The organism is Gemmatimonas sp., assembly GCF_027531815.1.
Taxonomy (GTDB): domain Bacteria; phylum Gemmatimonadota; class Gemmatimonadetes; order Gemmatimonadales; family Gemmatimonadaceae; genus Gemmatimonas.
Genome location: NZ_JAPZSK010000006.1, coordinates 238,635 through 262,979, shown reverse-complemented (window position 1 = coordinate 262,979; position 24,345 = coordinate 238,635). Strand labels below are relative to the sequence as shown.

General features: G+C 67.7%; 20 protein-coding genes. 14 read left to right on the top strand and 6 right to left on the bottom strand.

Translation table 11 applies throughout. The annotated features are described in order from the left end of the window. Nucleotides 1–10 precede the first annotated feature (10 nt). The 7 genes from O9271_RS08680 to O9271_RS08650 all read left to right on the top strand — a co-directional run bounded on the left by O9271_RS08680 (nucleotide 11) and on the right by O9271_RS08650 (nucleotide 7,414). A complete protein-coding gene (locus O9271_RS08680; protein WP_298268351.1) occupies nucleotides 11–1,051 on the top strand; it encodes a virulence RhuM family protein in 1,041 nt (346 codons plus the stop codon). After that, on the top strand, nucleotides 1,048–2,376 hold the full coding sequence (locus tag O9271_RS08675; protein ID WP_298268349.1) for a restriction endonuclease subunit S: 1,329 nt from the start codon (nucleotides 1,048–1,050) through the stop codon (nucleotides 2,374–2,376). Before O9271_RS08680 ends, O9271_RS08675 begins: the two co-directional genes overlap by 4 nt. Nucleotides 2,377–2,460: 84 nt before the next feature. Continuing rightward, nucleotides 2,461–3,300: a GIY-YIG nuclease family protein gene (locus O9271_RS08670; RefSeq protein ID WP_298268347.1), complete on the top strand. Its 840-nt coding sequence runs from the start codon at nucleotides 2,461–2,463 to the stop codon at nucleotides 3,298–3,300. Then, nucleotides 3,276–3,620 carry a DUF6883 domain-containing protein gene (locus O9271_RS08665; protein WP_298268345.1) on the top strand — a complete coding sequence of 115 codons (345 nt, stop codon included), beginning with the start codon at nucleotides 3,276–3,278 and terminating at the stop codon, nucleotides 3,618–3,620. Before O9271_RS08670 ends, O9271_RS08665 begins: the two co-directional genes overlap by 25 nt. After that, nucleotides 3,617–3,874: a DUF4926 domain-containing protein gene (locus O9271_RS08660; protein ID WP_298268344.1), complete on the top strand. Its 258-nt coding sequence runs from the start codon at nucleotides 3,617–3,619 to the stop codon at nucleotides 3,872–3,874. The genes O9271_RS08665 and O9271_RS08660 overlap by 4 nt, the downstream gene beginning before the upstream one ends. 84 nt (nucleotides 3,875–3,958) lie before the next feature. Continuing rightward, nucleotides 3,959–7,066 carry a type I restriction endonuclease gene (locus O9271_RS08655; protein ID WP_298268342.1) on the top strand — a complete coding sequence of 1,036 codons (3,108 nt, stop codon included), beginning with the start codon at nucleotides 3,959–3,961 and terminating at the stop codon, nucleotides 7,064–7,066. Nucleotides 7,067–7,147: 81 nt separating this feature from the next. Next, nucleotides 7,148–7,414, top strand: a complete 267-nt coding sequence (locus O9271_RS08650; protein WP_298268340.1) for a hypothetical protein — start codon at nucleotides 7,148–7,150, stop codon at nucleotides 7,412–7,414. Nucleotides 7,415–7,520: 106 nt separating this feature from the next. Here the strand turns inward: O9271_RS08650 and O9271_RS08645 are convergent, their stop codons facing one another. The 3 genes from O9271_RS08645 to O9271_RS08635 form a co-directional block, all read right to left on the bottom strand. Continuing rightward, a complete protein-coding gene (locus O9271_RS08645) occupies nucleotides 7,521–8,918 on the bottom strand; it encodes an NYN domain-containing protein (protein ID WP_298268338.1) in 1,398 nt (465 codons plus the stop codon). A 211-nt stretch (nucleotides 8,919–9,129) separates the two neighbouring features. Next, nucleotides 9,130–9,723 (bottom strand): DUF2911 domain-containing protein, encoded by a 594-nt coding sequence (locus tag O9271_RS08640; RefSeq protein ID WP_298268336.1) that lies wholly within the window; start codon nucleotides 9,721–9,723, stop codon nucleotides 9,130–9,132. A 99-nt stretch (nucleotides 9,724–9,822) separates the two neighbouring features. Beyond that, nucleotides 9,823–11,487, bottom strand: coding sequence for a S8 family serine peptidase (locus O9271_RS08635; protein ID WP_298268333.1), 1,665 nt, complete (start codon nucleotides 11,485–11,487; stop codon nucleotides 9,823–9,825). 216 nt (nucleotides 11,488–11,703) lie between these two features. On the opposite strand from O9271_RS08635, the gene O9271_RS08630 reads away from it, so the two are divergent. The 4 genes from O9271_RS08630 (at nucleotide 11,704) to ilvD (ending at nucleotide 16,862) form a co-directional block, all read left to right on the top strand. Then, nucleotides 11,704–12,579 (top strand): energy transducer TonB, encoded by an 876-nt coding sequence (locus tag O9271_RS08630; protein ID WP_298268331.1) that lies wholly within the window; start codon nucleotides 11,704–11,706, stop codon nucleotides 12,577–12,579. Next, complete coding sequence (locus O9271_RS08625) at nucleotides 12,531–14,378, top strand: amidase (protein WP_298268329.1); 1,848 nt, start codon at nucleotides 12,531–12,533, stop codon at nucleotides 14,376–14,378. The genes O9271_RS08630 and O9271_RS08625 overlap by 49 nt, the downstream gene beginning before the upstream one ends. A 91-nt stretch (nucleotides 14,379–14,469) precedes the next feature. Further along, the gene (locus O9271_RS08620; protein WP_298268327.1) at nucleotides 14,470–15,117 is read left to right on the top strand and encodes a DUF1707 domain-containing protein; all 648 of its coding nucleotides are present in this window, start codon (nucleotides 14,470–14,472) and stop codon (nucleotides 15,115–15,117) included. A 35-nt stretch (nucleotides 15,118–15,152) separates the two neighbouring features. After that, complete coding sequence (gene ilvD / locus O9271_RS08615; RefSeq protein ID WP_298268325.1) at nucleotides 15,153–16,862, top strand: dihydroxy-acid dehydratase; 1,710 nt, start codon at nucleotides 15,153–15,155, stop codon at nucleotides 16,860–16,862. A 124-nt stretch (nucleotides 16,863–16,986) separates the two neighbouring features. On the opposite strand, the gene O9271_RS08610 is transcribed toward ilvD, so the two are convergent. Beyond that, entirely contained in the window at nucleotides 16,987–17,172 is a 186-nt protein-coding gene (locus O9271_RS08610) for a hypothetical protein (RefSeq protein WP_298268323.1), read from the bottom strand. Between the two features lie 106 nt (nucleotides 17,173–17,278). Between O9271_RS08610 and ilvB the strand changes: the two genes are divergently transcribed. The 3 genes from ilvB to ilvC are packed head-to-tail and all read left to right on the top strand — an operon-like array spanning nucleotide 17,279 to nucleotide 20,821. Continuing rightward, nucleotides 17,279–19,159, top strand: a complete 1,881-nt coding sequence (gene ilvB, locus O9271_RS08605) for a biosynthetic-type acetolactate synthase large subunit (protein WP_298268321.1) — start codon at nucleotides 17,279–17,281, stop codon at nucleotides 19,157–19,159. Next, complete coding sequence (gene ilvN / locus O9271_RS08600; protein WP_298268319.1) at nucleotides 19,156–19,707, top strand: acetolactate synthase small subunit; 552 nt, start codon at nucleotides 19,156–19,158, stop codon at nucleotides 19,705–19,707. Before ilvB ends, ilvN begins: the two co-directional genes overlap by 4 nt. A gap of 34 nt (nucleotides 19,708–19,741) precedes the next feature. Further along, on the top strand, nucleotides 19,742–20,821 hold the full coding sequence (gene ilvC, locus O9271_RS08595) for a ketol-acid reductoisomerase (RefSeq protein ID WP_343213889.1): 1,080 nt from the start codon (nucleotides 19,742–19,744) through the stop codon (nucleotides 20,819–20,821). Here ilvC and O9271_RS08590 read toward each other — a convergent pair. Together O9271_RS08590 and O9271_RS08585 are read right to left on the bottom strand one after the other, a co-directional pair. Continuing rightward, a complete protein-coding gene (locus O9271_RS08590) occupies nucleotides 20,781–20,990 on the bottom strand; it encodes a hypothetical protein (protein ID WP_298268315.1) in 210 nt (69 codons plus the stop codon). The two genes, ilvC and O9271_RS08590, sit on opposite strands and share 41 nt — an antisense overlap. A 22-nt stretch (nucleotides 20,991–21,012) precedes the next feature. Continuing rightward, complete coding sequence (locus tag O9271_RS08585) at nucleotides 21,013–24,324, bottom strand: glycosyl hydrolase (RefSeq protein WP_298268314.1); 3,312 nt, start codon at nucleotides 24,322–24,324, stop codon at nucleotides 21,013–21,015. Between the last annotated feature and the right edge of the window lie 21 nt (nucleotides 24,325–24,345).

Genomic DNA, 24,345 nt, shown 5'->3' with positions numbered 1-24,345 from the left:
GCAGGGCTCGGTGTCGGAGATCGTCCTGTACCAGGCGCCCGATGGCCGCACGCGCGTCGAGTGCCGGCTGGACGAGGGCACGGTGTGGCTGTCACAGGCGCTCATGGCCGAGCTGTACCAGCGAGATGTGCGAACGATCAACGAACACCTCGTCAACATCTTCGACGAGGGAGAGCTCGACCGTGAGGCAACTATCCGGAAATTCCGGATAGTTCGCCAGGAAGGTGACCGGCAGGTCGCACGCGAGGTGGAACACTACCGGCTGGAGGCCATTCTGGCGGTCGGGTACCGGGTGCGTGGGCCTCGGGGCACGCAGTTCCGGCAGTGGGCCACGGGCCAGCTGGAGGAACTGCTCCGCAAGGGCTTCGTCATGGACGACGAGCGCCTGCGTAACCCGCCGGGCGCCGGCGTGCCCGACTACTTCGATGAACTGCTCGAACGCATCCGGGACATCCGGGCGAGCGAGCGGCGCATGTATCTGCGCGTGCGGGATATTCTGGCGCTGGCCGCCGACTACGCCCCCAATGCCGACGACACGGCATGGGTGTTTCAGACCGTGCAGAACAAGCTGCACTTCGCCGTCACTGGGCTCACGGCGCCGGAGATCATTGCGCGCCGTGTGGATGCAAACGCCCCCACCATGGGGCTCACGGCGTGGAAGGGCGCGCAGATCCGTCGTGGTGACGTGACCGTGGCGAAGAACTACCTGTTGGAGCCGGAGATCACGGAGCTCAATCGCATCGTGACCATGTTTCTCGATTTCGCCGAGGATCAGGCATCGCGTCGCAAGCAGGTGTTTCTTCGGGATTGGGAGCAGAAGCTCGATGATTTCCTGCGCTTCAACGAGCGCGCCGTGCTGACCGACGGCGGGAGCGTGTCACGCGCGGATGCCAATCAGCGTGCCGTGGTCGCGTACGATGCGTTCGACGCGCGTCGCCGGCCGGAGTTGGAGGCCGCCGCAGAGCAGGACACCCTCGCAGATTTGGAGCGCGCGGCGAAGGCACTGCCGAAGCGCGCGAAGAAGCGGGATACGCGCGGGGGGGAGTCGTGAGCTTCCCGCGGTATCCTGAATACAAGGACAGCGGGGTGGAGTGGCTGAGGAAGGTGCCAGCGCATTGGGACCTTGCTCGCTTCAAGCACATTCTACGCGAGCGAGACGAGCGTTCAATCGGTGGTGAGGAAGAATTGCTGTCAGTCTCTGCGTATACTGGTGTAACGCCTCGCTCGGCGATCATCGAGGCCGGTGCGCAGCTGACTCGTGCGGAAACACTTGAAGGGTACAAGGTCTGCAAGCGCAACGATCTTGTCGTGAACATCATGCTAGCTTGGAATCGCGGTTTGGGTGTAACGGTGCACGATGGCATCGTCAGCCCGTCTTATTGCGTTTTCGAGCCGAATTCACGCGTGTATCCGCGGTTTCTCGATTATCTCGTGCGATGCGACCAGTATCTGCCTTACTTCAAGGCGCACTCCGCGGGCGTGATTGATTCGCGCTTGAGGCTCTATCCGGACGTACTTGCAGGGTTGATTGCCATTATGCCACCACTGAATGAGCAGCGCGCGATCGTCGATGTACTCGACCACGAGACCGCCAAGATCGACGCCCTCGTGGCCGAGCAGGAGCGGCTGATCGCGCTGCTGAAGGAGAAGCGACAGGCGGTGATCTCGCACGCGGTCACCAAGGGGCTGGATACTGACGCGCCAGTGCTCGCCTCCGCCGTAGAGGAACTGGATGCCATCCCTGCGCACTGGGCCATCCATCGGATGACAACCATTAGTACGAAGATTACAAACGGATATGTCGGACCGACGCGAGACATCCTGATTGAGGATGGGGTTCGCTACCTGCAGTCCCTGCACGTAAAGTCAAACCGAATTCTCTTTGACGTCCCTTACTTCGTTTCGCGCGATTGGAGCGACGAGCACGCGAAATCGATCTTGCAGGCTGGCGATGTGCTTATCGTGCAGACGGGGGATATCGGGCAGACTGCTGTCGTGACGCCTGAGTTTGAAGGCTGTAATTGTCATGCTCTCATTATTGTGTCCCCCAAGAAGGAGGTGGTCGAGGGCGCATGGATTTCTTGGGTACTGAATTCGAGCTACGGCAAGGACTCACTCGCAGCCATTCAAACAGGCGCGTTGCACCCCCACCTCAATTGTGGTGACGTGAAGGATGTAGTCATTCCGTTGCCGCCCCTCGAAGAGCAGAGGAAGGTCATGGCATACCTTGAGCAGGCGCTTGATCGAATTGATCTGCTCGTCGCGGAGGCACAGAAGTTGGTCGAAGTCCTCTCTCAGAGACGAAGTGCGCTGATAGCTGCCGCTGTCACCGGCCAAATCGACGTACGCGGCCTCGCACCAGCGGAGGCCGCGTGACCGCCACGCGCCAAGACCATTCAGATCTTCCTCCCCGCCGGCGACCCGCGGGGGATCCGCATCGCCGAGATCACCACGCGCATCGTGCAGGTCATCGAGGTGCCGCGCAGCCTGCTGGCCGACTTCCTGGCCATGCCGGAGAGCACGCAGGTGGCGCTCTATTTCCTGGTGGGCGAGACCGAGGACGGCAGCGAGGATACGGTGTACGTAGGGCAGACCGGTGACCTCCGTGCCCGCCTTACCGCGCACAACAAGGAAAAGGACTTCTGGGAGCGGGCGCTGGTGCTGATCTCCCGCACGAACTCGCTCACCCAGACCCACGCCCTTTTTCTGGAGTGGCACTGCTTGCAGGCCATCCGCACTGCCGGGCGCTTCCGGGACGAGAACGGCAACAAGGGCAACCGGCCCTTCACACCGCCGCCGCTCGAGGCGGATTGCCTGGAGATCTTCGAGACCGGGCAGGCGCTGGTCTCCACACTCGGCTATCCCATGTTCGATGCCCTCGTGCAGGCGGTCGAGAAGGCGGTGGCCCCCGTCATGTTCCACTGCCAGCGCCGCGGGGCGGATGGGCGGGGCTACTACACGGCCGATGGCTTCGTGGTGCTGCGGGATTCGTCTGGCCCGCTCGAGAACACCGCGTCACAGGGGGGCACCCAGGCGGAGCGGCTCCGCGCCCCGCTCATCGCGTCGGGGGTGCTGGTCGCCGATGGCAAGCGCCTCCGCTTCACGCGTGATCACCTGTTCCGGACGCCCAGCGGTGCGGCCAGCGTGTTGCTGGGCCGGAGTGCCAATGGGTGGATCGAGTGGATGACCGAGAGTCGCCAGACGCTCGATGCCATCGAGCGCCAGAAGGTCTCGGCGCAGTCCGCACCGTCTTCAGCGACCACCGACCCTCCTGCATGCGACTCCCCAACGCCGCGATAGCGGTCATCGATGCGGCGAAGGTGCGCGACTATCTCCTTTCGCACGATCATCGCGATGGGCGGTCCAAGGCGCGGTTCTTCGGCCGGCTCGGCTTCAGCCAGGCCGGCTGGCTGTCGTTGCGCGATCAGCTACTGGCTGTCGCGCGGGACGGGGAGGCCGAGCTGGTAGAGCCTGGAGCGTATGGGCAGAAGTACGTGGTGCGTGGTATGATTCAGGGTCCGACCGGCCGCGCGGCTGTGGTCGTCACGGTCTGGATCGTCCTCCGCGGCGAGGAGGCGCCTCGCTTCGTCACAGCGTACCCAGGGGAGGCCTTTCGATGACCCCGAGCACACCCGCCTTTCGCGAACTGGATTCGGTTGTCCTGCGCCGGGACCTGCCCGACGCCGGACTGCGCGCTGGTGACGTGGGCACGGTCGTGCTGGTCTATGGCGTCGATGCCGTCGAGGTGGAGTTCGTGACGCACGCCGGGCGGACCCAGGCGCTTCGTACCCTTGCCGTGAGTGAGGTACGTCCCCTCGCGGACGACGACCTCCCCGCCGTGAGGCCGGTCCGCTCCGTGTCCGACGCCGCCTGAACTGGGCCAGGACGCACCCGTCGGCCAACATCCTGGCCCCAGTGTGACAGGAATCGCTGTCCCGGTTGAACCCATGAACGCCCAATGACGCTTCACCGCGAAATCGCCTTCGAAGAGGAGCTCTGCGAGCACCTCGCCGCCCACGGCTGGCGGTATGCCGAGGGCGACGCCGCCCAGTACGATCGCGCCCGGGCGCTGTATCCCGCCGACGTGATCGCGTGGGTGCAGGCCACCCAGCCGCAGGCGTGGGAAGCCCTCGTCAAGAATCACGGTGACAGGGCCGCCGACACGCTGTTCGATCGCCTCCGCGCCCAGATGGACCAGCGCGGGACGCTCGACGTGCTGCGCAACGGCATTGAGCTGGTGGGGCTCAAGGCCAAGCTGACACTCGCGCAGTTCAAGCCGGCCTTCGGCCTCAACGCCGACATCCTCGAGCGCTACGAAACCAACCGGCTGCGCGTGGTGCGGCAGGTGCGCTACTCGCGGCACAACGAGAACGCCATCGACCTGGTGCTGTTCTTGAATGGCATCCCGGTGGCCACGGTGGAACTCAAGACCGACTTCACGCAACGGGTGGAGGACGCCATCGACCAGTACCGGTTCGACCGCGTGCCCAATCCCAAGGGGCAGGCGCCCGAACCGCTGTTGAGCTTCCCCAGCGGCGCACTGGTGCACTTCGCGGTGAGCAACAGCGAGGCGTTCATGACCACGCGCCTCGCGGGGCCGGCCACCACCTTCCTGCCGTTCAACAAGGGTGACGGGGGCGGCAAGGGGAACCCGCTCAACCCGCACGGGCATCGTACCGCGTATCTGTGGGAGGAAGTGTGGGCGCGCGAGAGCTGGCTCGAGATCATCGGCCGCTATCTCGTCACCGTGCGCGACGAGAAGAAGCAGCCGGTGGGCATGCTGTTTCCGCGGTACCACCAGCTGGATGTCACACGCAACCTGCAGGCCGCGGTGGTCACCGACGGCCCCGGGACCAAGTACCTCGTGCAGCACAGTGCGGGCTCGGGGAAGACCAACTCCATCGCGTGGACGGCGCACTTTCTCGCCGAGCTGCACGACGCCGAGCACAGGAAGCTCTTTCACACCGTGGTGGTGGTGTCCGACCGCAAGGTCATCGACGGGCAGCTGCAGGACGCCATCTTCGACATGCAGCGCAAGACCGGCGTGGTGGCCGTCATCAAGGGGGAAGGGAAGCCCAAGAGCGAGCAGCTCGCCGAGGCGCTGCAGGGCGACAAGAAGATCGTGGTGTGTACCATCCAGACCTTTCCCTTTGCGCTGGCTGCCGTGCGGGAACTCGCCGCCACCGAGGGGAAGCGCTTCGCCGTGCTCGCCGACGAGGCGCACTCGTCACAGACGGGTGAGGCGGCGGCGAAGCTGAAGGAGTTGTTGAGCGCCGAAGAGTTGGCCGCCCTGCAGGATGGCGGGGAGGTGAGTACGGAAGACCTGCTCGCCGCCCAGATGGCCGCGCGCGCCGACGAGCAGAACATCACCTTCGTGGCCTTCACCGCGACACCCAAGAACAAGACGTTGGAGCTGTTCGGCACGAGGCCGGACTCCACACGCAAACCGGCGCCCGACAATGTGCCGGTGCCGTTCCATGTGTACAGCATGCGGCAGGCCATCGAGGAAGGGTTCATCCTCGATGTCCTGCAGAACTACATGAGCTACAAGGCCGCCTTCAACTTGGCCCATGGCGGCGCCGCGTTCGATGAGAAGGAGGTCGAACGCAGCGCGGCGATGCGCGGCATCATGGGGTGGGTTCGCCTGCACCCGTACAACATCGCGCAGAAGGTGCAGGTGATCGTCGAGCACTTCCGCACCACGGTGTCGCTGCTGCTGGGGGGCAAGGCCAAGGCCATGGTGGTAGTGGCCAGTCGCAAGGAGGCGGTGCGGTGGCAGCTGGCGCTGCAGAAGTACATCGCCGAGAAGGGCTACGCCTTGCAGTCGTTGGTGGCGTTCTCCGGGGAGGTGGTTGATGGCGAAAGCGGCCCCGACCCGTTCACCGAAGCCACCGCGTCGCTCAACCCCGGCCTCAAGGGGCGTGACATTCGCGAGGCGTTCAAGGGGCCGGAGTATCAGATCCTGCTGGCTGCCAACAAATTCCAGACGGGGTTCGATCAGCCGCTGCTGTGCGCCATGTACGTGGACAAGCGGCTCGACGGGATCCAGGCGGTGCAGACGCTGTCGCGGCTCAATCGGGCGTACCCTGGCAAGGACACCACCTACGTGGTGGACTTCATGAACGAGCCGGAGGAGGTGCTGGCGGCATTCAAGGTGTACTACGAGACCGCCACGCTGGAAACGACTACCGACCCCAATCTCGTCTACAACCTGCGCGCGAAGCTCGACGCGACGGGGTACTACGACGATTTCGAGGTGGACCGGGTGGCGGCGGTGGATCTCAACCCGTCATCGAAGCAGCGCGACCTTGCGCGCGCGGTGGATCCCGTCGCCGACCGGCTCATAAAGAAGTACAGTGCGGCGCTGGCAACGTGGCGCGCGGCCACAGAGAACGACGATGAAGCCGCCGCCGAGGCGGCCAAGCACACCATGGACGCCCTGGTGCTGTTCAAGGGCGATCTGGGCGCGTTCGGCCGGCTCTACACGTTCCTGTCGCAGCTGTTCGACTACGGCAACACGGAGATCGAGAAGCGGGCGATCTTCTACCGCCACTTGCTGCGGCTGCTCGACTTCGGGCGAGAGCGGGAGGGGGTGGACCTCTCGAAGCTCGAGCTCACGCACTACGCCCTGCGCTACAAGGGAATGCAGAAGCCGACGCTGGTGAAGGACAGCCCCGTACCGCTGCCCCCCATCACCGAGGCGGGCGCCGGGGCGGTGCAGGACCGCGAGAAGGCGCGGTTGGCGGAGATCATCGAGAAGGTGAATGACCTGTTCACCGGTGAGCTCACGGAGACCGACCGCCTGACGTACGTCACGGGCGTGATCAAGGGGAAGCTCCTGGAGTCGCCCGTCTTGAGGAAGCAGGCCATGTCGAACACCAAGGAGCAGTTTGCGGCGTCGCCCGACCTGCCGAAGGCCAACCAGGACGCGATCATGGCCGCCCTCGACGCCCACACCGCCATGTCTTCGCAGGCGCTCAACTCCCCGGCGATTCAGAAGGCGATGTTGGATATTCTGCTGACGTACGGCCGGCTGTACGAAGATCTGCGCGCCCGCGCGCCGTAAGCTGGGTCTGCTATCACCCGCGACGGACCGGCCGGCTCAACGTACGCGGAGACCGCTCGGGCTCGAGCGGGCTATCTGCCCATGGCGGCCGGGTTCCAGTATCGCGGGGCGTTCAGCCACCTGCGGACCTTCCGCGTGGTGATCCGCCCGACGTCGGCATGCCGGGGATTGATGAGCACGTTGCTTTCCTCGGGCACCACCACCGAAGGCACCTCGGCGAGCGAGGAGGTGCGGCGCCCGCTTGCGCAGGCGCCCGAGCAGCGCCGGTTGCTGGCCCATCCCCGACGAGCCGCGAACGATGGCCGTCTTTTTCGGCGCACCGGCGCGCTTGCCGGCGGCTTTGCGTGACGCGGGCGGTAGCGTCAACAGGACTCCGTTCAAATGAGCAGGTAAGTTCGCTCATTTGAGCGCCTCTCGTCAGCCGCCCCCTCGTCGCAAAGGCGCTCCGTACCCCCTACGCCGGCAGCGCCTTGCGCGAAACGCGCTTCTTCCGCGGCGCCACCGCGGCGGCTGCCTCGTCTGCACCGATCTCGGCCATCCCCTCGGTCGCCGCCGGCGCCACATCGCCGGCTACCGGTGCGGCCAGCGTGACCTCGCGTTCCACCGGTGATGTGGCCGCTTCCGCCGCCTCTCCCGTGACTCCCCCAGTCACCATCGTGGACTCGACGGCCTCGACGGCCTCGACGGCCTCGGCACTGGCCACCGAGGCCGCCTCCCGCCGCACCGGCGCCGCAAACGGGTCGAGCGCCCAGAGGTCGTCGGTCAGTCCCGGCGATGGCGCCGCTGAGAACGCCGGCCGCGGCGACACCGGTACCGAGGCTTCCTGCACACCGCTCACCACCAGCGAGGCGGCGCGCCCTGCCTGCCCCGGTCGCGCCAGCTCGCTCACCCGGAACGTGAGCCGCGTGCGGAAGCGCTCGAGGCGCAGAAAGTCGGTGACATCGGCAAGATCGGAGCGGCGGAAGTAGTAGTCGGCCCCGTCGTCGCCGCGTACGAAGCCGTAGCCGTTGGCGTGCACCTTGGTCACCACGCCGCTGAGTGCACTGCTGTCGCGCTCGTCACTGTAAGGCGAATCGGCCAGTGCCCCCGCCGTGCCACGCGCGGCCATGGGATGGCCCTCCTCCCCACTCCCGGGCACCTCACCCTCGTCCGCGAACTCACCCGCCAAATCGGGGCCTTGACCGGACGCCAACTCCCCGGCCGAGCGGAGCGAGCGCGCGCCGGGCGCCACGACCTGGCTCCACAACAGATCCAGCCACAGCGGGTCGAAGTCGCGCACCCGCATGGGGTCGTTGGGATCGCTGAACTCGCGCGAGCAGCTGCCACGTGCACTCACGATGGCCACGCGCTTGCCCAACCGGCGCACCGCCTGCAGCGCCGGCACGAAGTCACGATCACCGCACACCACGATGGCAATGTCGTACGCCGACACCGCCGCCATCTCGAGCAGCGCGGTGGCCAGCCCCACATCGACCGCTTTTTCCTGCGGCACGAAGCCCTCCTCGCCGGGGGTGCGCCGTACGCGATGCCCCCGGTAGTCGGTCTCGTAGCGATACACCTCGTAGCGATGGTGACGCCGCAGGCTATCGAAGAACTCACTGCGCCGCTGCACCGCGTCCTGATCGACCGCGTCGAAATTGGTGGCGATGGAGCCGAAGTAATGCGTCCGCACGACATCGAGGCCGGCGGTGGTGGCCATTTGGGCGGCAATCGCCTGCGCACACACGCGCGGCAACGCGCCAAAGTCGAGCGGCCCCCCGGTGCGCCCCTGCAGGCCATGCTGGTCGGCCAGGCGGTTGGCGGTCACGGCCAGCCACGTCCCATCGATGAACACCATTGCGCGCGTCGCCATCTCTGCAGCTCCAATGCATGAGTTCCAACCCGTCGGCAGGCTGATTGGCCGTCGGTGGTGCTATTGCCACCGCACCCGTGCACCAACCGTGCCGTCCCGGGCGAGGCAACGCTCTCCCCGACTGCCAACGAACTGGGCGCAATGTACCGCGCGCCCAGTCCGTCTGCCGCATCATTCCATCAACAGTACGAGCATTTCGCGGCAGGCGCGACTACTTGACCGACCACTCCGTGCGCAGCATCACCGTGCCCCACGCGATGGTGAGATCGCCCTTCTGCATGCCGGGCGCGGTGGAAGGCACGAAGGCCATGGATAGGCTCTCCACCGACTGTGACGCCGTCGTGGCCGTGAGCGGAATGCGCGCGTAATCCTTGGCCTTGTCGTAGGCCGCCACGTTCACCTGCGCCGCTCCGGTGGTCTCCTGCTGCAGAATGAGCGTCCAGCCGCTCGGTTCGGGGAGCAGCTGGGCCACGTACCGTCCGGGCGCCACACTCTTGCCGCCCATGGTGAGTTCGACGTCGGTCGTGAGCAGCGTGGCGGCGTTGGCACCCAGCCGCCATACGCGCCCCATGGGCACCAGGCTGTCGGTGAGCAGCTTGCGGCCACGCAGGTGCGGCTGCCCGTAGTCGAGACGCACGAGCGCCGCCTTGCCCGCGGCGCGCTGCGCGGCGGTATCGGCCAGCGTCAGTGACAGCTCGGCCGTGGCCCGCGTGCTGGGCGCCGCGCGACGCGTCTGGGCCAGGGCAGGAGCGGCAGCGAGCACGGACAACAGCGAAACGGCGCCAAGAACACGCAGGGTGCGCATGCAGGAAATCCGGAAAGGGAAGTGAGCGGGGACGCCGTGGCGGTCAGGCCCTGGCGTCCACGCGATGAATGCCGATGCGGGAAGCTATCACGCCCCGGGCTACGGGCGCAGGGCCTCGCGCTGCAGCGCCAGCTTCACCGCGGCGTACGCATCGACGAGCCCACCGGTGCGCGACAGGGACGCAAAGGGCACCTGCTGCCCGCTCCCCCCCGGAAGCGCCACCGTGGCCCCCGGGAAGGTGCGTACCGACTGCACGATGATGTCGCGCACGTCGGCCGGTGTGAGCGTCGGGAAGTACGCGAGCAGCAGGGCGGCCACCCCCGACACCACCGGCGCTGCCATGCTGGTGCCGTCCTCCCGCTTCACACCACCGCCCGGCACCGTGCTGAGCATGTCCTCGCCCGGCGCGAAGAGATCCACCTGCTGCTGGCCGTAGTTGCTGAAGCTCGTGGCCAGCCGCGACGTGCCCTTCCACGAACTCGCGCCCACCTCGAGCCACAGCGTGGCGCGGCCGCCGCTGCCCAGCGCCGGCGTGGGGAAGGAGGGCACCACATCGTTGTTTTCGCCATCGTTGCCGGCGGCGTGCACCAGCAGCACGCCCTTCGACTGCGCGTAGCGTACCGCGCTATCCACCGCCGCCTTGTTGGGCGAGAATGCCTTGCCGAAGCTCATGTTCACGATCTGCGCGCCCTGGTCCACCGCGTAGCGGATGGCGCGTGCCACGTCCTCGTCGCGCTCGTCACCATCGGGCACCGCACGCAGCGCCATGAGGCGCACGTTGGGGGCAATTCCCATCATGGCGTTGGCCGGGTTGCGCTCCGCCCCGATGATCCCCGCCACGTGGGTCCCGTGTCCCGCGTCGGGGCCGGTCACATCGGCGGAGCCGGGGGCATTCACGGCACGCGGGAAGTAGCTGCTGTCGAGTCCGTGGGTGGCCTGACTTTCGTACGCCTTTCTGGCGTCGGCGATGGACGCCGGACCCAGCCCATTGGCGTCGAGCTGCAGCCAGGTGCGCTTGGCCTGCTCCTGCTGGGCATTGGTGGGCACGAAGGCCTGCACCGTGCTGCGCGTCAGCGGCGCCCCCACCGGTCCTTCGAGTGCCGCCGTCACCTGGGTGAGCACGCGCTCGATGCCGCGAATCTGGCCGAGGGTACCGGTTACCTCGTCCACCTTGTCGCGATACGCCGTGGCGATCGTGTCGCAGCGGGCAGCCGAAGGACGCGCCACGCCACGACCGGCGCCGGTGCCACGGCATGCCGCGTACAGGCGCGTCAGCTCGAACGTTTCGGCGCCCACGGCCTGACCGGTGGGCGTCACCATGTAGTTCCACCCCCAGACGTCGTCCGTGTACCCGTTGGCATCATCGTCGCGGCCATTCCCCGCCACCTCCCTGGCGTTGCGCCACAGGCGCCCGCGCAGATAGGTGTGGGCAGTGTCGATGCCCCCATCGATGACCGCCACGAGCACCTCACGCTGCGGCTGGCGCCCGGCGAGCAGCTCGCGCAGGGCACGCTCGGAGCCCACGCCCAGCACGCCATCACTGTCGTAGTCGAGGCGATGCCAGTCGGCACGCGCCGTGTCGGCGGCGGCTGGCGCCGGGGGGGGGGCGGGTGCCGGTGACACGGTGATGGGTGGCTGCACCACCGGGGGCTGCGCGGCGGGCGCCGGGACCGGCGTGGGTGTGGCGCGGGCGCACGCCGAGAGCAGCGCCGCGAACAGAATGGTGGCCGGGCGGCCGGCAATCAGTCGCACAGGAATCGGCATGGGGGTGAGGAATACGTGAAAGGCGTCACCGCACGGTTCGCCGGTGTCAGGCGGCGAGTGGAGGATGAATGGAGTCTGGCACGATCGTTCTCGTGGCGGTACTGACGGCCACCACGGTCGCGCTCGTCTCGCGTCCACCTTGCGGGGCGCCGACCACTCGGCGAATAGTGAAGCGAGGGCCGGATCGCTCCCGGCCGACCAGACACGGAGGTGCCCATGCCGACCTCATCCGATCAGCGGCTGACCCTGCGCGCGTTCGAGTCCACTCGACGCGCGTCGTGGCGTGCCCTGGGGCAGCAATCGATTGGACTGGGGGCCGAGGTGGTCGTGCTGGCGTGCTTCGCCTTCGTGGGGTGGCTGGAGCAGCGGGCGCGGGCGTCGTCCTCGGCCGTCGATGAATCGGTGCGTTTTCTGGCGCCGTTTCGGCGCGCTACCCCGCCGCCGTCGCAGGAACGCCTGTCGTTTGTGGGGCTCGGTGGGGCGGCGCTCGCGAATACGGCGCCCGAAACCGTGCCCAGTGATCATGGCCGGCAGCCGGTGGCGCTCGCCCCCGCCGGCGCGCAGCTGCTCGAGGAGAATTCGCAGCTGCAGCCTGCGAGCGATTCGCCGCGGGCCATGACCGAGATCGAGGTGGATTCCACGGCCGCCCTCGACCCCAGCGCCGAAGGGCCCGTGTACCCACACACGCTCATGCAGGCCGGCGTGCAGGGCGTGGTGTACGCACAGTTCGTGGTGGACAGCACCGGCTACGCCGACACGCTCACCATGCAGGTGCTCGACAAGGTGGACCCGCTCTTCGTGCAGGCCGTGCGTGATGCGCTGCCGCGCATGCGCTACAAGGCGGCGGTGTTTGCCGGCAAGCGGGTGAACCAGCTCGTGCAGCAGGCCTTCGTGTTCCGCATTCAGCCGGCCGGCGCGGCGCGCCCCGACACCGCGACCAGCACGTCCTCTCGCCTTGAGGCGATCCCGGGGAGATATTCGGCCGGTTCGCAGCCGCGGGACATGCGGCTGCCCCCGGACTCTCTCCCCACTGGAGCGCACGCGTGGACAGCACCCCGTTCGAATTCCTGGAGCACGCTGAAGCCGAGCTGATGGCGATGGAGCACGACGCCGCCGCTACCGGCGTCGAGCGTCGCGAATTCGTCTTCCGCTCGTTGGTGGCGGCGGCGGCCAGTACCCTCGGCGTGCGGTCGCTCGGCGCGCAGTCACCGCAAGCCTACTTCGATGCCACGGCCGGGCTGATCGCCCGCCCGGCGCGGCGGCAGCCACCAGCGCAGGAACCGGTGGCGCTCGGCAACGGCGAAGCACCAGCGCTGCAGTTCATGCCGTATCCCGAGGGCACCGGTGCTCTCATGGAGCGCATGGTGGCGCGGCACGGGGTGAAGGCGTTCGCGCGCAGCACGTTCACGGTGGAGCCGTGGGTGGGGGCAGCACCCACGGCGCCCGAGGCTCTCGCCTTCCTGCCGGCGCATCGCCTGTCGGCGCTCATCAAGGCGCGCAAGATCACGTCGCGGCAGATCACCGACATCTACCTCGATCGGCTCGAGAAGCTCAATCCCACGCTCAACTGCGTGGTGACGCTCATGAAGGAGTCGGCGCGCGCGGAGGCCGACGCCATGGACCGCGAGCTCGCGGCGGGCAAGTCGCGCGGACCACTGCACGGGGTGCCGTATGGCCTCAAGGATCTCTTTGCCACGAAGAACGCCCCCACGTCGTGGGGGACCGGTGACCTCAAGGATCAGCAGTTCGACTACGACGCCGACATCGTCGTCCGCCTGCGCAACGCCGGCGCGGTACTGCTGGCGAAGCTCTCCACCGGCCTGTTCGCGCAGAACGACTGGTGGTACGGCGGTCGCACCAACAATCCGTGGAACCCCACCATTGGGTCGAGTGGCTCCTCGGCCGGCCCCGGGTCGGCCACGGCTGCCGGACTGGTGGCGTTTGCTATTGGCACGGAAACGCAGGGGTCCATTGTGTCGCCCAGCATTCGCAACGGCATTAGCGCGCTGCGCCCCACGTACGGTCGCGTGAGTCGGCACGGCGGCATGGTGCTGTCGTGGTCGCAGGACCGCGTGGGGCCCATGTGCCGCACCGCCGAGGACTGCGCGATGGTGTTCAACGTGCTGCACGGCATGGATCCCAAGGACGCCAGCACCGTGACCACGCCGTTCACCTTCGAGCGCAACATTGCCCTCGCCAAGTTGCGCATTGGCGTGGATCCGAATGCGCCAACGGAACTGGTGGAGAAGCTCAAAAGTCTGGGGATGGTCCCCAGGCCCATTGGGGCACGTCCCACGGTGGCGGGCATGGGTGGGGGCGGGCTCAATGCCGAATACGCGGCGGCGTTCGACAGTTACGTGCAGCGCAAGGCGAAGGAGTTCAACCTCGACCTCAACGCGCTCCCGGCGCGCCCCGCCACGGGCCCCGGTGCCAACGGGCCATTCGGCAACACGCCGCCGCAGCGTCCCCGAGGCATCGGCGAGGGGGAGCCCAACCCCATGGCGGCGGCCGATTGGAATCCGCGCTTCCTGGGGGGGCGCACCCTACGCGCCTTCGACTTCGTGAACAACCAGCGTCGCCGCCTGCTGCTGGTGCAGAAGTGGGGCGCGTTCATGAAGGAGCTGGATGGCTTCATTGGCGCCCCCAACGCCGACGTGGGCCCCAACGCGCAAACCGGTCATCCGTGTGCGGTGCTGCCGTACAAGTTCGACGTGCCGCAGTTCGGTGGCGGCGGGCCACGTGGCAACGACAGCACGCCGGCGCCGGTGTACAAGGCGCAGCCCATTTGCGGCGTGATCACGGGCAACCTGTACGCCGACGACATCATCCTCTCGGTGGCGCACCAGTTCCAGAAAGCCACCGACTTTCACACCCGGCGCCCGGCGCTGTAAGGGGCTTCGGTTCGTGCCCGGCATGGTCGACGTGGCAGGGGAGCATCGCCAGCGCCTGAAACAGCGGCTGGCGTGAACGCGTAGCGTCCCCATGCACTCTCCTTACGCTCCCCTCCCCGTCACGGAGGCGCACCGTGACCGGGTCGTCCGGTTGCTCGCCGCGGCCTTTGCGAACGACCTGCTTTCGGTGGAGCAGCTCGATGGGCGACTGGCGGCCGCCTATCGGGTGCGTACGCCGGCCGAGTTGCAGCAGCTGCTGGTCGACCCGGCCGATCCCTCGCGATCGCTGGAGGATTGGCAGCGCTGCTTCACCGCCGAAGGGGTCGTGCCCGAGCGCGGTGCCGCGGTGGCCGTGGCCGGCGGATTCGGCGTCAAGGGCGGGTGGCTGGTGCCACGCCAGCTCAAGGTGTGGGCGGTGGCCGGCGGCGGAGAGCTCGACCTGCGGGAGGCGCGTTTTGCGCCAGGCATGACGGAGATCGAGGTGGTGGCGTTCATGGGGGGCGTCGAGCTCGTGCTCCCCGAAGGCGTGCGCCTCGAGGTGGTGGGCGCCGCCTTCCTTGGCGGCTTCGAGTACAAGGCCGGCGCCGCCGTGGAGGACCCGGCCGCGCCGTTGGTGCGCGTGAGCGGCGCGGCGATCATGGGCGGCGTTGACATCACGCGCGGCCGCCGTGAGTACAAAAATGAGCGGCAGTATCTGGCCGCCCTCGCGCGCGCCACCGAGATTCAGCGGGGCGGCTGACGTTTCACGGCCGCGTTCACCTTAGCGCGCCCATCATGTCCGAATCGAAGCGTCCCAGTCGTCATGCCATGCAAGGTCCCGAGCGCGCACCGCATCGGGCGTTCTACTATGCCATGGGGCTCAACGAGGAGCAGGTGGCGCGCCCCCTCGTGGGCGTCGTGTCCAGCTGGAACGAGGCCGCGCCATGCAACATTGCGCTCAAGCGACAGGCTGAAGTGGCCAAGCGTGGGGTCATCGCGGGAGGCGGGACGCCGCGCGAGTTCTGCACCATCACGGTGACCGATGGCATCGCCATGGGGCATGCCGGCATGAAGGCGTCGCTGGTGAGCCGCGACGTGATTGCCGACAGCATTGAACTCACCGTGCGCGGACATTGCTACGATGCGCTCGTCGGCATTGCGGGGTGCGACAAGACGCTCCCGGGCATGATGATGGCCATGGTACGACTCGACGTGCCCAGTGTGTTCCTCTATGGCGGCTCCATTCTGCCGGGGCGGCATCGGGATCGCGACGTCACGGTGCTTGACGTGTTCGAGGCGGTGGGGGCCTACGCGGCGGGCACGATGTCGCTCGAGGAGTTGACGGCACTCGAGAAGGTGGCCTGCCCGGGGGCCGGGTCCTGCGGCGGCCAGTACACCGCCAACAGCATGGCGTACGTCAGCGAAGCCATTGGCCTGGCGCTCCCCGGCTCGGCGAGTCCGCCGGCAGCATACGAGACGCGCGATCGCTACGCGGAGGCGGCCGGCGAGACCGTCATGCGGTTGCTGCGGGACGGGCTGCGCCCACGGCAGATCGTGACGCGACGCTCACTCGAGAACGCCGCCGCGGTGGTGGCGGCCACGGGCGGCTCCACCAATGCCACGCTGCATCTGCCCGCCATGGCCCACGAATGCGGCATCGACTTCGACCTGTTCGATGTGGCCGAGGTGTTCAAGCGCACGCCGCTCATTGCCGACCTCAAGCCGGGCGGGCGCTATCTCGCGAAGGATGTGCACGATATCGGCGGCGCGGGGGTCGTGCTCAAGGCGCTGCTCGACGGGGGCTTCCTGCACGGTGACTGCATCACGGTCACCGGCAAGACCCTCGCAGAAAACCTGGCCGATGTGGTGGTGCCCGGTAACCAGCGCGTGGTCATGCCGGTGTCGCAGGCCCTTTCTCCCACGGGGGGGCTCGTGGGGCTGCGCGGCAACCTCGCCCCCGATGGCGCCATCGTGAAGGTGGCCGGGCTTGCTCATCTGGTGCACAGCGGGCCGGCGCGCGTGTTCGACAGCGAGGAGGCGTGCTTTGCCGCCGTCATGGAGCGCCAGTACGAGAAGAACGACGTACTGGTGATTCGCTACGAGGGGCCGCGCGGCGGACCGGGGATGCGCGAGATGCTGAGCACGACCAGCGCGATTTACGGGCAGGGCATGGGCGAGCACGTGGCGCTCATCACCGACGGACGCTTCAGCGGCGCGACCCGCGGCCTCTGTGTCGGGCACGTGGGGCCCGAAGCCGCGGTGGGTGGCCCGTTGGCGCTGCTGCGCGACGGCGACATCATCGACATCGACGCCTCGGTGGGCACCCTCACGGTGCGCCTGTCGGACGATGAATTGGCTGCCCGTCGCGCCACCTGGGAGCCGCGACAGACCGACTACCAGAGCGGTGCGATCTGGCGCTACGCCCAGACCGTGGGACCGGCGCGCTACGGGGCGGTGACACATCCGGGGGCGCGCGCCGAGACGCATGTGTACGCGGATGCGTGACCCGCGACGAGCGGGTTCGGGGCAGGGGAACGAGGGAGGGAAGGCGGTGTGCCACTTGCGCCTCTGGCCCGGTATTGCCTAAGCTTTGGCCGCCATCCCTGTTGCGCACGCTTCATCCCGCTCGTCACTCGCGCGGCACCTTCTTCGCCCCCCCCAGCGCTTTTTCGGTCACGCCACTCTGATGTTCCCCACGTTCTCGCGTCTTGTCAGCCTTGTTCCGGCCATCGGTACGGTAGTACGCGTATCGGTAGTCCTCGTGCTTATCGGCACGCGGGAAGGCCGCCGGGTCGCGATAGCGTAACGCGAACACCGCCGCCTCTCCCGCATGCGGGAGGGGCCGGCCTGGTCTGAAACGGACTCGAGGGCCCCCTCCGCACACGGTCGGAGGGGGCCCTTGTCCTTTCAGCCAGGCTCCCATGATCGACGGTCCGCCCAACACCCCATTCGATGGTGCTCCCGGTGCTTCGCCCGCGCGCGAGGTCACGGGCGCGCAGATCCTGTGCGAGGCACTCATTCGCGAGGGCGTTGCCGTCCTGTTCGGCATTCCCGGTGGCTGCATCATGCCGTTCTACCACGCCCTGTGGGAGTACCGCAGCCAGCTGCGGCACGTCCTGGTGCGGCACGAACAGGGGGGCGGTCACGCCGCCGAGGGGTACGCCCGCGCCACCGGTCGCGTGGGCGTGTGCATCGGCACCAGCGGCCCCGGCGCCACCAATCTCGTGACACCCATCGCCGACGCGTGGATGGATGGGACGCCCCTGGTGGCCATCACCGGGCAGGTACCCAGCCACCTGCTGGGGACCGACGCGTTTCAGGAGACCGACATCACGGGCATCACCGTGCCCATTACCAAGCACAATTACCTCGTCACGCGCGCGGCCGACATTCCGCGTGTGGTGCGCGAGGCCTTTCACATAGCCCAGACCGGCCGACCGGGGCCGGTGCTCATCGACATCACCAAGGATGCGCAGCAGGAGCGATGCGTGCCCGACTGGGATGTGCGCATGGACCTGCCCGGCTATCGCCCCGCAAGTCGACGTGCGGATTTCGCCGCGGTGCAGGCCATCGAGGCCGCCGTGGGCGCGCTACTGAACGCACGCCGTCCGCTGGTGCTGGCCGGCAACGGGGTGATGCAGGCGAACGCCAGTCACGCCCTGCGTCGCTTCGCGGAGCGTACCGGCATGCCGGTGGTCACCACCCTGCACGGCCTCGGTGCCATGCCGCACGACCACCCGCTCATGCTCGGCATGCCAGGCATGCACGGTTGGGTGCACGTGAACCGGGCTATTCAGCAGTGCGACGTGCTCTTCAACATCGGCAGTCGCTTCGACGATCGCGTGACCGGGAAGGTGTCGGCATTCGCACCTCACGCACGAGTGATTCATGTGGACATCGATGCCGCGGAGATCGGCAAGCTGGTCACCGCCCACATCGGAATACTCGGCGATGCCCGCGATGTCCTGGAAACCATCACCCCGCGCATCCCCGTGCAGCCCGAGCGGTTCGCTCCGTGGCGTGAGGAGATTGCCGCCCTCAAGGCGGAGTTCGCGCCGCGGCAGCATTACCGCCGTAGCGAGCGTACCGCGCCGCTCATGCCGCAGGACGTCTTCGCCGCGTTCAACGCCGTGGCCGATACGCGCCGAGACTGGCGCGTCGTGACCGATGTGGGCCAGCACCAGATGTGGGCGGCCCAACTCATCGATTGGCAGCGGGCCCGCTCGCACATCACCAGCGGCGGTGCGGGCACCATGGGGTTCGCCGTACCGGCGGCGCTGGGGGCGGCCATCGCCGATCCCGCGCACACCGTGTGGGCGTTCTGCGGCGACGGCGGCTTCCAGATGACCGCCTGCGAGCTGGCCACCATTCGGCAGGAAGGGCTTGGCAACGTGAAGGTGGCCGTGGTGAACAACGGCTATCTGGGCATGGTGCGGCAGTGGCAGCAGCTGTTCGAGGGGCGCCGCTACAGCGAAACGCCGCTGTCCGGTCCCGACTTCGCGCTGCTCGCGCAGGCGCACGGGTGGCACGCAATCACCGTGGACGATGTGGCCGATGCCGAAGCGGCGATACGCGAGGCATGGGCACACCACGGCCCGGTGCTCATCGACTTCCGCGTGGAACGTGAAGCCAACGTCTTCCCCATGGTGCCGGCCGGCCGCGCCATTCACGACATGGTGCACGACGAAGCGCACCACGACCAGCAGCTGCGTGAACGGCAGCGGCGTGAGTCGCCGATGGGTGATTCGCGCGTCACGCCGCGGACCGCGTGGCGCACCCCCCACACCACGGAGCAGGCATGACCGCACCGGTGCATACCCTCATCGCCCTCGTGCACGACCGCCCCGGCGTGCTGCACCGCATCGTGACGCTGCTGCGGCGGCGCGGCTACAACATCGTGTCGCTCTCCGTGGGGCGCAGCGAAACGCCAGGCATTTCCCGGCTTACCCTCGCGGTGAGCGTGGATGAGGCCACACAGGTGGTGAAGCAGCTCGACCGCCTCGTGGAGGTGATCGGTGTGGCTGATGCCACCGACGCCCCCACCGTGGTGCGGGAGACGGCGTTGCTCAAGGTGCGGGCAACGAGTGCCGCACTCACGCACATCGCCGAGGAAACGCTGGCTGCCGGCGGCCGCGTGCTGGATCTCGGGCCGGACGAAGTGATCGTGGAGATCACCGATGCCCCCGAGCGCGTGGAGCAGTTCGTGAGTGCGATGCGTCGCTTCGGCATCGCGGAACTCATGCGGACCGGCCGACTGGCCATGATGCGCGGCCCTACGCCGCGTGTGCTTGAAGCACCCAACGACTACCGCGCGCAAGCCGACGGCGCGCCCACCGAGGAGGCTGCCTGAGATGACCCCGACCAACACGCCCAATACGACCCCCATGTTCGCCGCACCGGTGCTGTACGACGGTGACGCTGAGCCGCAGCGACTCGAGGGCCGCCGGATTGCCATCATCGGATATGGCAGCCAGGGGCATGCGCATGCACGCAATCTGGCCGACCGCGGCATGGACGTACGCGTGGGGCTGCGTGAGGGGAGCAGGAGCTGGGCGGCGGCCGAAGCGGCGGGACTGCGCGTGATGCCGGTTGCCGCCGCCGCCGCGGAGGCCGATGCCATCATGATGCTGGCGCCCGACACCGAACAGCAGCGCATCTACGATCGCGATATCGCGCCCAGCATGCGCCCCGGCACGACCCTCTGGTTTGCGCACGGTTTCAACGTGCACTTCAACCTGATCGCCCCGCCCGACGGGGTGGACGTGGCCCTCATTGCGCCCAAGAGCCCGGGACATCGGGTGCGTGAAGTGTTCACCCAGGGGGGCGGTGTGCCGGGACTCATTGCCGTGGCGCAGGATGCCAGTGGCGCAGCGCGTGAGGATGCGCTCGCCTACGCCTGGGCCATTGGCTGCACCCGCGCTGGCGTGATCGAAACCAGCTTCGCCGAGGAGACGGAAACGGATCTGTTCGGGGAGCAGGCGGTGCTGTGCGGCGGGGTCAGTGCGCTGGTGAAGGCCGGCTTCGAAACGCTCGTGGAAGCCGGTTACCGCCCGGAAATGGCCTACTTCGAGTGCCTGCACGAACTCAAGCTCATCGTGGACCTGATGTACCAGGGTGGGCTCAACTACATGCGCTACTCCGTGAGTGATACCGCCGAATACGGCGACTACATTGCCGGCCCGCGCATCGTGACCGCGCAGACCAAGGAGGCCATGCGCCAGCTGCTGGCCAACATTCGCAGCGGCGAGTTCGCGAAGACCTGGGTGGCCGAGAACGACGCTGGCCGTCCGCACTTCACCGCGGCGCGCCTGACCGATGCGGATCACCCCATCGAGCAGGTGGGGGAGCGACTTCGGGCGCTCATGCCATTTCTCGACGCCAGGGTCGTGCGCCCCGACACGGGCGTGGCGAGCCAGGCGGGCGTCAGTCTCGCCGATCGGAGCGTTGCTGCCAGAGCGACGTGAGGAACAGCGCGATGGCGAGCACGCTGAGCGCCATGGACAGCCACACGTCGCGGTCCTTCGCGGCGATCGAACCCATCACGGCACTCAGACCAAGGGGGAAAAGCGCCTTTGCGCGTTGTGCGGGGCGCGTGCGCCAGATCGCCACCGCGACCACGACGCACGCAGCCATGAGCCACACCATGATCGCGCGCCTACCCGATCGGCTTCTTCGGCACGAACACGTTCGGCACCCCAAGCCGAGAGAGCAGCGCGTTGAAGTCGCTCAACTCCTTCTCCTCGAGCCCCTGCAGTGTGCGCAACTGTACGTCCAGCTTGCCACCCAGGTCGCTCGTGATCTCGCTGTGCTGCTTCGTGGGCGGGTTGGTGCCTTCCAGCACCTGCGAGTTCAGCGAGATGAACATCTGATAGAGCTTGATCGGGTAGTTCAGCGTCGCCTGATCGGCCTTGGTGTACACCTCGTAGATCTCGGCGCGCACCGCCTCCAGCTTGCGTCGGAGCGCCGCCGACGCGTCACGCACCTCCGCCGCATATGCCTGCGATGCGGCCTGCCGAGCGCGCTCGTCGAGCTGCCGCTGCAGGTCCTGAATGCGCGCGACGGTTTCGGTGATGCTCGTGATACGCGCCCCGACCGCATTGGCCGCATCGAACTGCGCCCTGTACTCGGCGGCCGTGAGCGACACGCGCGGGTCGGCGAGTACCGTGAACGGCTGCGACAGCGTGTCCTTGCCCACGATCAGGCGCACGGCGTACTCCCCCGGCACAGCCGTCGGGCCGTCGGTCGTGCCGTCGTCAATGATGGCGCCCGGGATGGTCTTGGGGCCGGGGTAGGAAAGGTCCCAGGTGAAGCGATTGGCACCGGCGCGGGCGTGCACCACCGAGTCGGCAGGCTCATAGGAGAGCGCTTCGGCGCGCTGCTTCGTGCGCACCAGCGCGGCGGCGGAATCGGCGGCGGGATTGCCGGTGCTGTCCTTCTTCGGTGCCGCGGCGCTGCTGAAGGTGTGCACCACCGTGCCGCCCGCTTCCACGATCTGCAGCGAGATGGGGGCGGTAGGAGCCGTCTTGAGCCAGTAGTCGATGTTCACGCCATAGCGAGGATTGCCCCCCGCCGTGAGTGAGGCGCGCCCGCTGCCGCCCCCGCTGACCCAGCGAACGGCCGGTGCGGGTGCGAACAGGTGCACGGGCTTGGCCGTCACCGTTTCGCTCAGCGTACGCAGCGGCGAGATGTCGTCGAGTGACCAGAAGGAGCGACCATGCGTGGCCACAAGGAGATCGTTGCCGTGCACGCGCAGGTCACGAATGACCACCCGCGGCAGGTTGAGCTGCAGCGGTTCCCAATTGGCGCCGTCGTTGAGCGAGACGTACACACCGGTTTCCGTACCGGCGAAGAGCAGCCCCTTGCGCTTCGTGTCGCTGCGGATGGCGCGCGTGAAGGCCCCCTGCGGAATGCCGGCGTCGATGCGCGTCCAGGTGGCGCCGTAATCGGTGGTCTTGAACAGGTACGGGGTGAAATCGTCCTGCTGGTAGCGGTTGGCCGCGACGTACGCGGTGCCCGCCTCGAAGGGCGACGCCTCGATGATGGACACGCGCGTGAACGCCCCGAACGCCTTCGGGGTCACGTTCGTCCAGGTGGCACCGTTGTCGCGTGACACATGCACGAGACCGTCATCGCTCCCCGTCCACAGCACGCCCTTGGTGACCGGCGACTCGGCAACGGCAAAGATCGTGGCGTACCACTCCGTGCCGGTCATGTCGCCGCTCACGGGACCGCCGCTGCGCCCCATGGTGGCCGGGTCGTGGCGCGTGAGGTCGCCCGAGATCTTCTCCCAGCTGCTCCCCTGGTTGCGCGAGCGCCAGAGATACTGCGACGCCGTATAGAGCACGTCCGGGTCGTGCAGCGAGAAATGAATGGGGAAGGTCCACTGGAAGCGCTGCGGTACGTCGGCTACCGCGTAGCCGTCGTAGTTGCCAAGCCACACCGACACGTCGCGGCGCATGTTGGTGCGCGCATCGTGGCGCGAGAGCTGCCCCATGTAGCAGCCGCCGAAGGTCACGTTGGGGTCGCGCGGGTCGATGGCGATGTACGCGTTCTCACAGCCGGCCACGGGGTACCAGTCACGCTCGGTGAGGCTGCCGCGGTCGCTGCGGTGGGCGATGTTGACCGTGGTGTTGTCCTGCTGCGCACCCAGGATGCGGTACGGCTGCGACTGGTCGGTGGTGACGTGGTAGAACTGCGACGTGGGCTGGTTGTTCTGCGCACTCCAGGTGCGGCCGCCGTCGAGTGAAACGGTGGCGCCACCGTCGTTGCCGTTGATGAGGCGCTGCGGATTCTTCGGGTCCACCCACATGATGTGCGTGTCACCGTGTGGTACGCGCACGGTGGTGAACGTGCGGCCGCCGTCGATGCTGCGGCTGACCTGCAGGTTCATCACGTACACGGTGTTCTCATTCACCGGGTCGGCGGTGATGCTCATGTAGTAGAACGGGCGCACCACGAACTTCTGGTCGCTGTTGGTGCGCGTCCACGAGGCGCCGCCGTCGTCGCTGCGGAAGACGCCACCCAGTGAGTCCTGCGCTTCGATGTTGGCGTACACGCGCTGCCCGTTGGCGGGGGAGACGGCCACGCCGATCTTGCCGATCAGCCCCTTGGGCATGCCGGGGTTGAAGGTGAGCTCCGTCCACGTGTCACCGCCGTCGGTGCTCTTCCACAGGCCGCTGCGCCCGGCGCCCGCGTTCATCCCCCACGGCGTGCGCTGGAACTTCCACAGGCTGGCGTACAGGATGCGCGGGTTGGTCACGTCCATGGAGAGATCGGCGGCGCCGGTGCTGTCGTCCACGAACAGGATCTTCTTCCAGGTGGCCCCGCCGTCGGTGGTGCGAAACACGCCGCGATCGGGGTTGGGGCCGAAGGCGTGGCCGAGTGCCGTCACGTAGGCCACATCGGGGTTGGTCGGGTGCACCCGGAGGCTGGTGATCTGGTGCGTATTGGCCAGCCCGCGCGGTACCCAGCTCTCGCCGCCGTCGGTGCTGCGGTACACGCCCGTGCCGTAGGTAATGTCCTCACGCGGCTTCCCTTCGCCGCTGCCCACCCAGATCACGTTCGGGTCACTGGGCGCCACGGTAATGGCCCCCACGCTCGACAGGTCGGTCTTGCCGTCGGTGATGTTCTCCCACGTCTGGCCGGCGTTGGTGGTCTTCCACACGCCGCCGTTCACGGCGCCGAAATAGAAGACGAGCGGGCGGGTGGGATCGGCGGTGACCGCCGTGGAGCGGCCGCCGCGGAAGGGACCCACCAGCCGCCAGCGCAGCGACTTGAAGGCGCGTGCCGTGCGGCTGCCATCGCTGTAGAGGGTCGGGTCGTAGGCGGGGCGTGTGCCGCCGGCGGCGGGGGCACCAGGGCGGGCGGAGGACTGGGCCTCAACGCCGGCGGGGACCAGCGCGGCGAGGGCGACGATCGTCACACAGATGGCGCGCAGGCCACCACGGAAAGAACGGTTCGAGAGCATCGGGAGACGTTGCTCGTCGGT

Coding starts and splice junctions, on each gene's coding strand:
- O9271_RS08665 (WP_298268345.1), top strand. CDS start 3,276: ATGCGACTCCCCAACGCCGCGATAGCGGTCATCGATGCGGCGAAGGTG.
- O9271_RS08660 (WP_298268344.1), top strand. CDS start 3,617: ATGACCCCGAGCACACCCGCCTTTCGCGAACTGGATTCGGTTGTCCTG.
- O9271_RS08655 (WP_298268342.1), top strand. CDS start 3,959: ATGACGCTTCACCGCGAAATCGCCTTCGAAGAGGAGCTCTGCGAGCAC.
- O9271_RS08650 (WP_298268340.1), top strand. CDS start 7,148: ATGGCGGCCGGGTTCCAGTATCGCGGGGCGTTCAGCCACCTGCGGACC.
- O9271_RS08645 (WP_298268338.1), bottom strand. CDS start 8,918: ATGGCGACGCGCGCAATGGTGTTCATCGATGGGACGTGGCTGGCCGTG.
- O9271_RS08640 (WP_298268336.1), bottom strand. CDS start 9,723: ATGCGCACCCTGCGTGTTCTTGGCGCCGTTTCGCTGTTGTCCGTGCTC.
- O9271_RS08635 (WP_298268333.1), bottom strand. CDS start 11,487: ATGCCGATTCCTGTGCGACTGATTGCCGGCCGCCCGGCCACCATTCTG.
- O9271_RS08630 (WP_298268331.1), top strand. CDS start 11,704: ATGCCGACCTCATCCGATCAGCGGCTGACCCTGCGCGCGTTCGAGTCC.
- O9271_RS08620 (WP_298268327.1), top strand. CDS start 14,470: ATGCACTCTCCTTACGCTCCCCTCCCCGTCACGGAGGCGCACCGTGAC.
- ilvD (WP_298268325.1), top strand. CDS start 15,153: ATGTCCGAATCGAAGCGTCCCAGTCGTCATGCCATGCAAGGTCCCGAG.
- ilvB (WP_298268321.1), top strand. CDS start 17,279: ATGATCGACGGTCCGCCCAACACCCCATTCGATGGTGCTCCCGGTGCT.
- ilvN (WP_298268319.1), top strand. CDS start 19,156: ATGACCGCACCGGTGCATACCCTCATCGCCCTCGTGCACGACCGCCCC.
- ilvC (WP_343213889.1), top strand. CDS start 19,742: ATGTTCGCCGCACCGGTGCTGTACGACGGTGACGCTGAGCCGCAGCGA.
- O9271_RS08590 (WP_298268315.1), bottom strand. CDS start 20,990: ATGGCTGCGTGCGTCGTGGTCGCGGTGGCGATCTGGCGCACGCGCCCC.
- O9271_RS08585 (WP_298268314.1), bottom strand. CDS start 24,324: ATGCTCTCGAACCGTTCTTTCCGTGGTGGCCTGCGCGCCATCTGTGTG.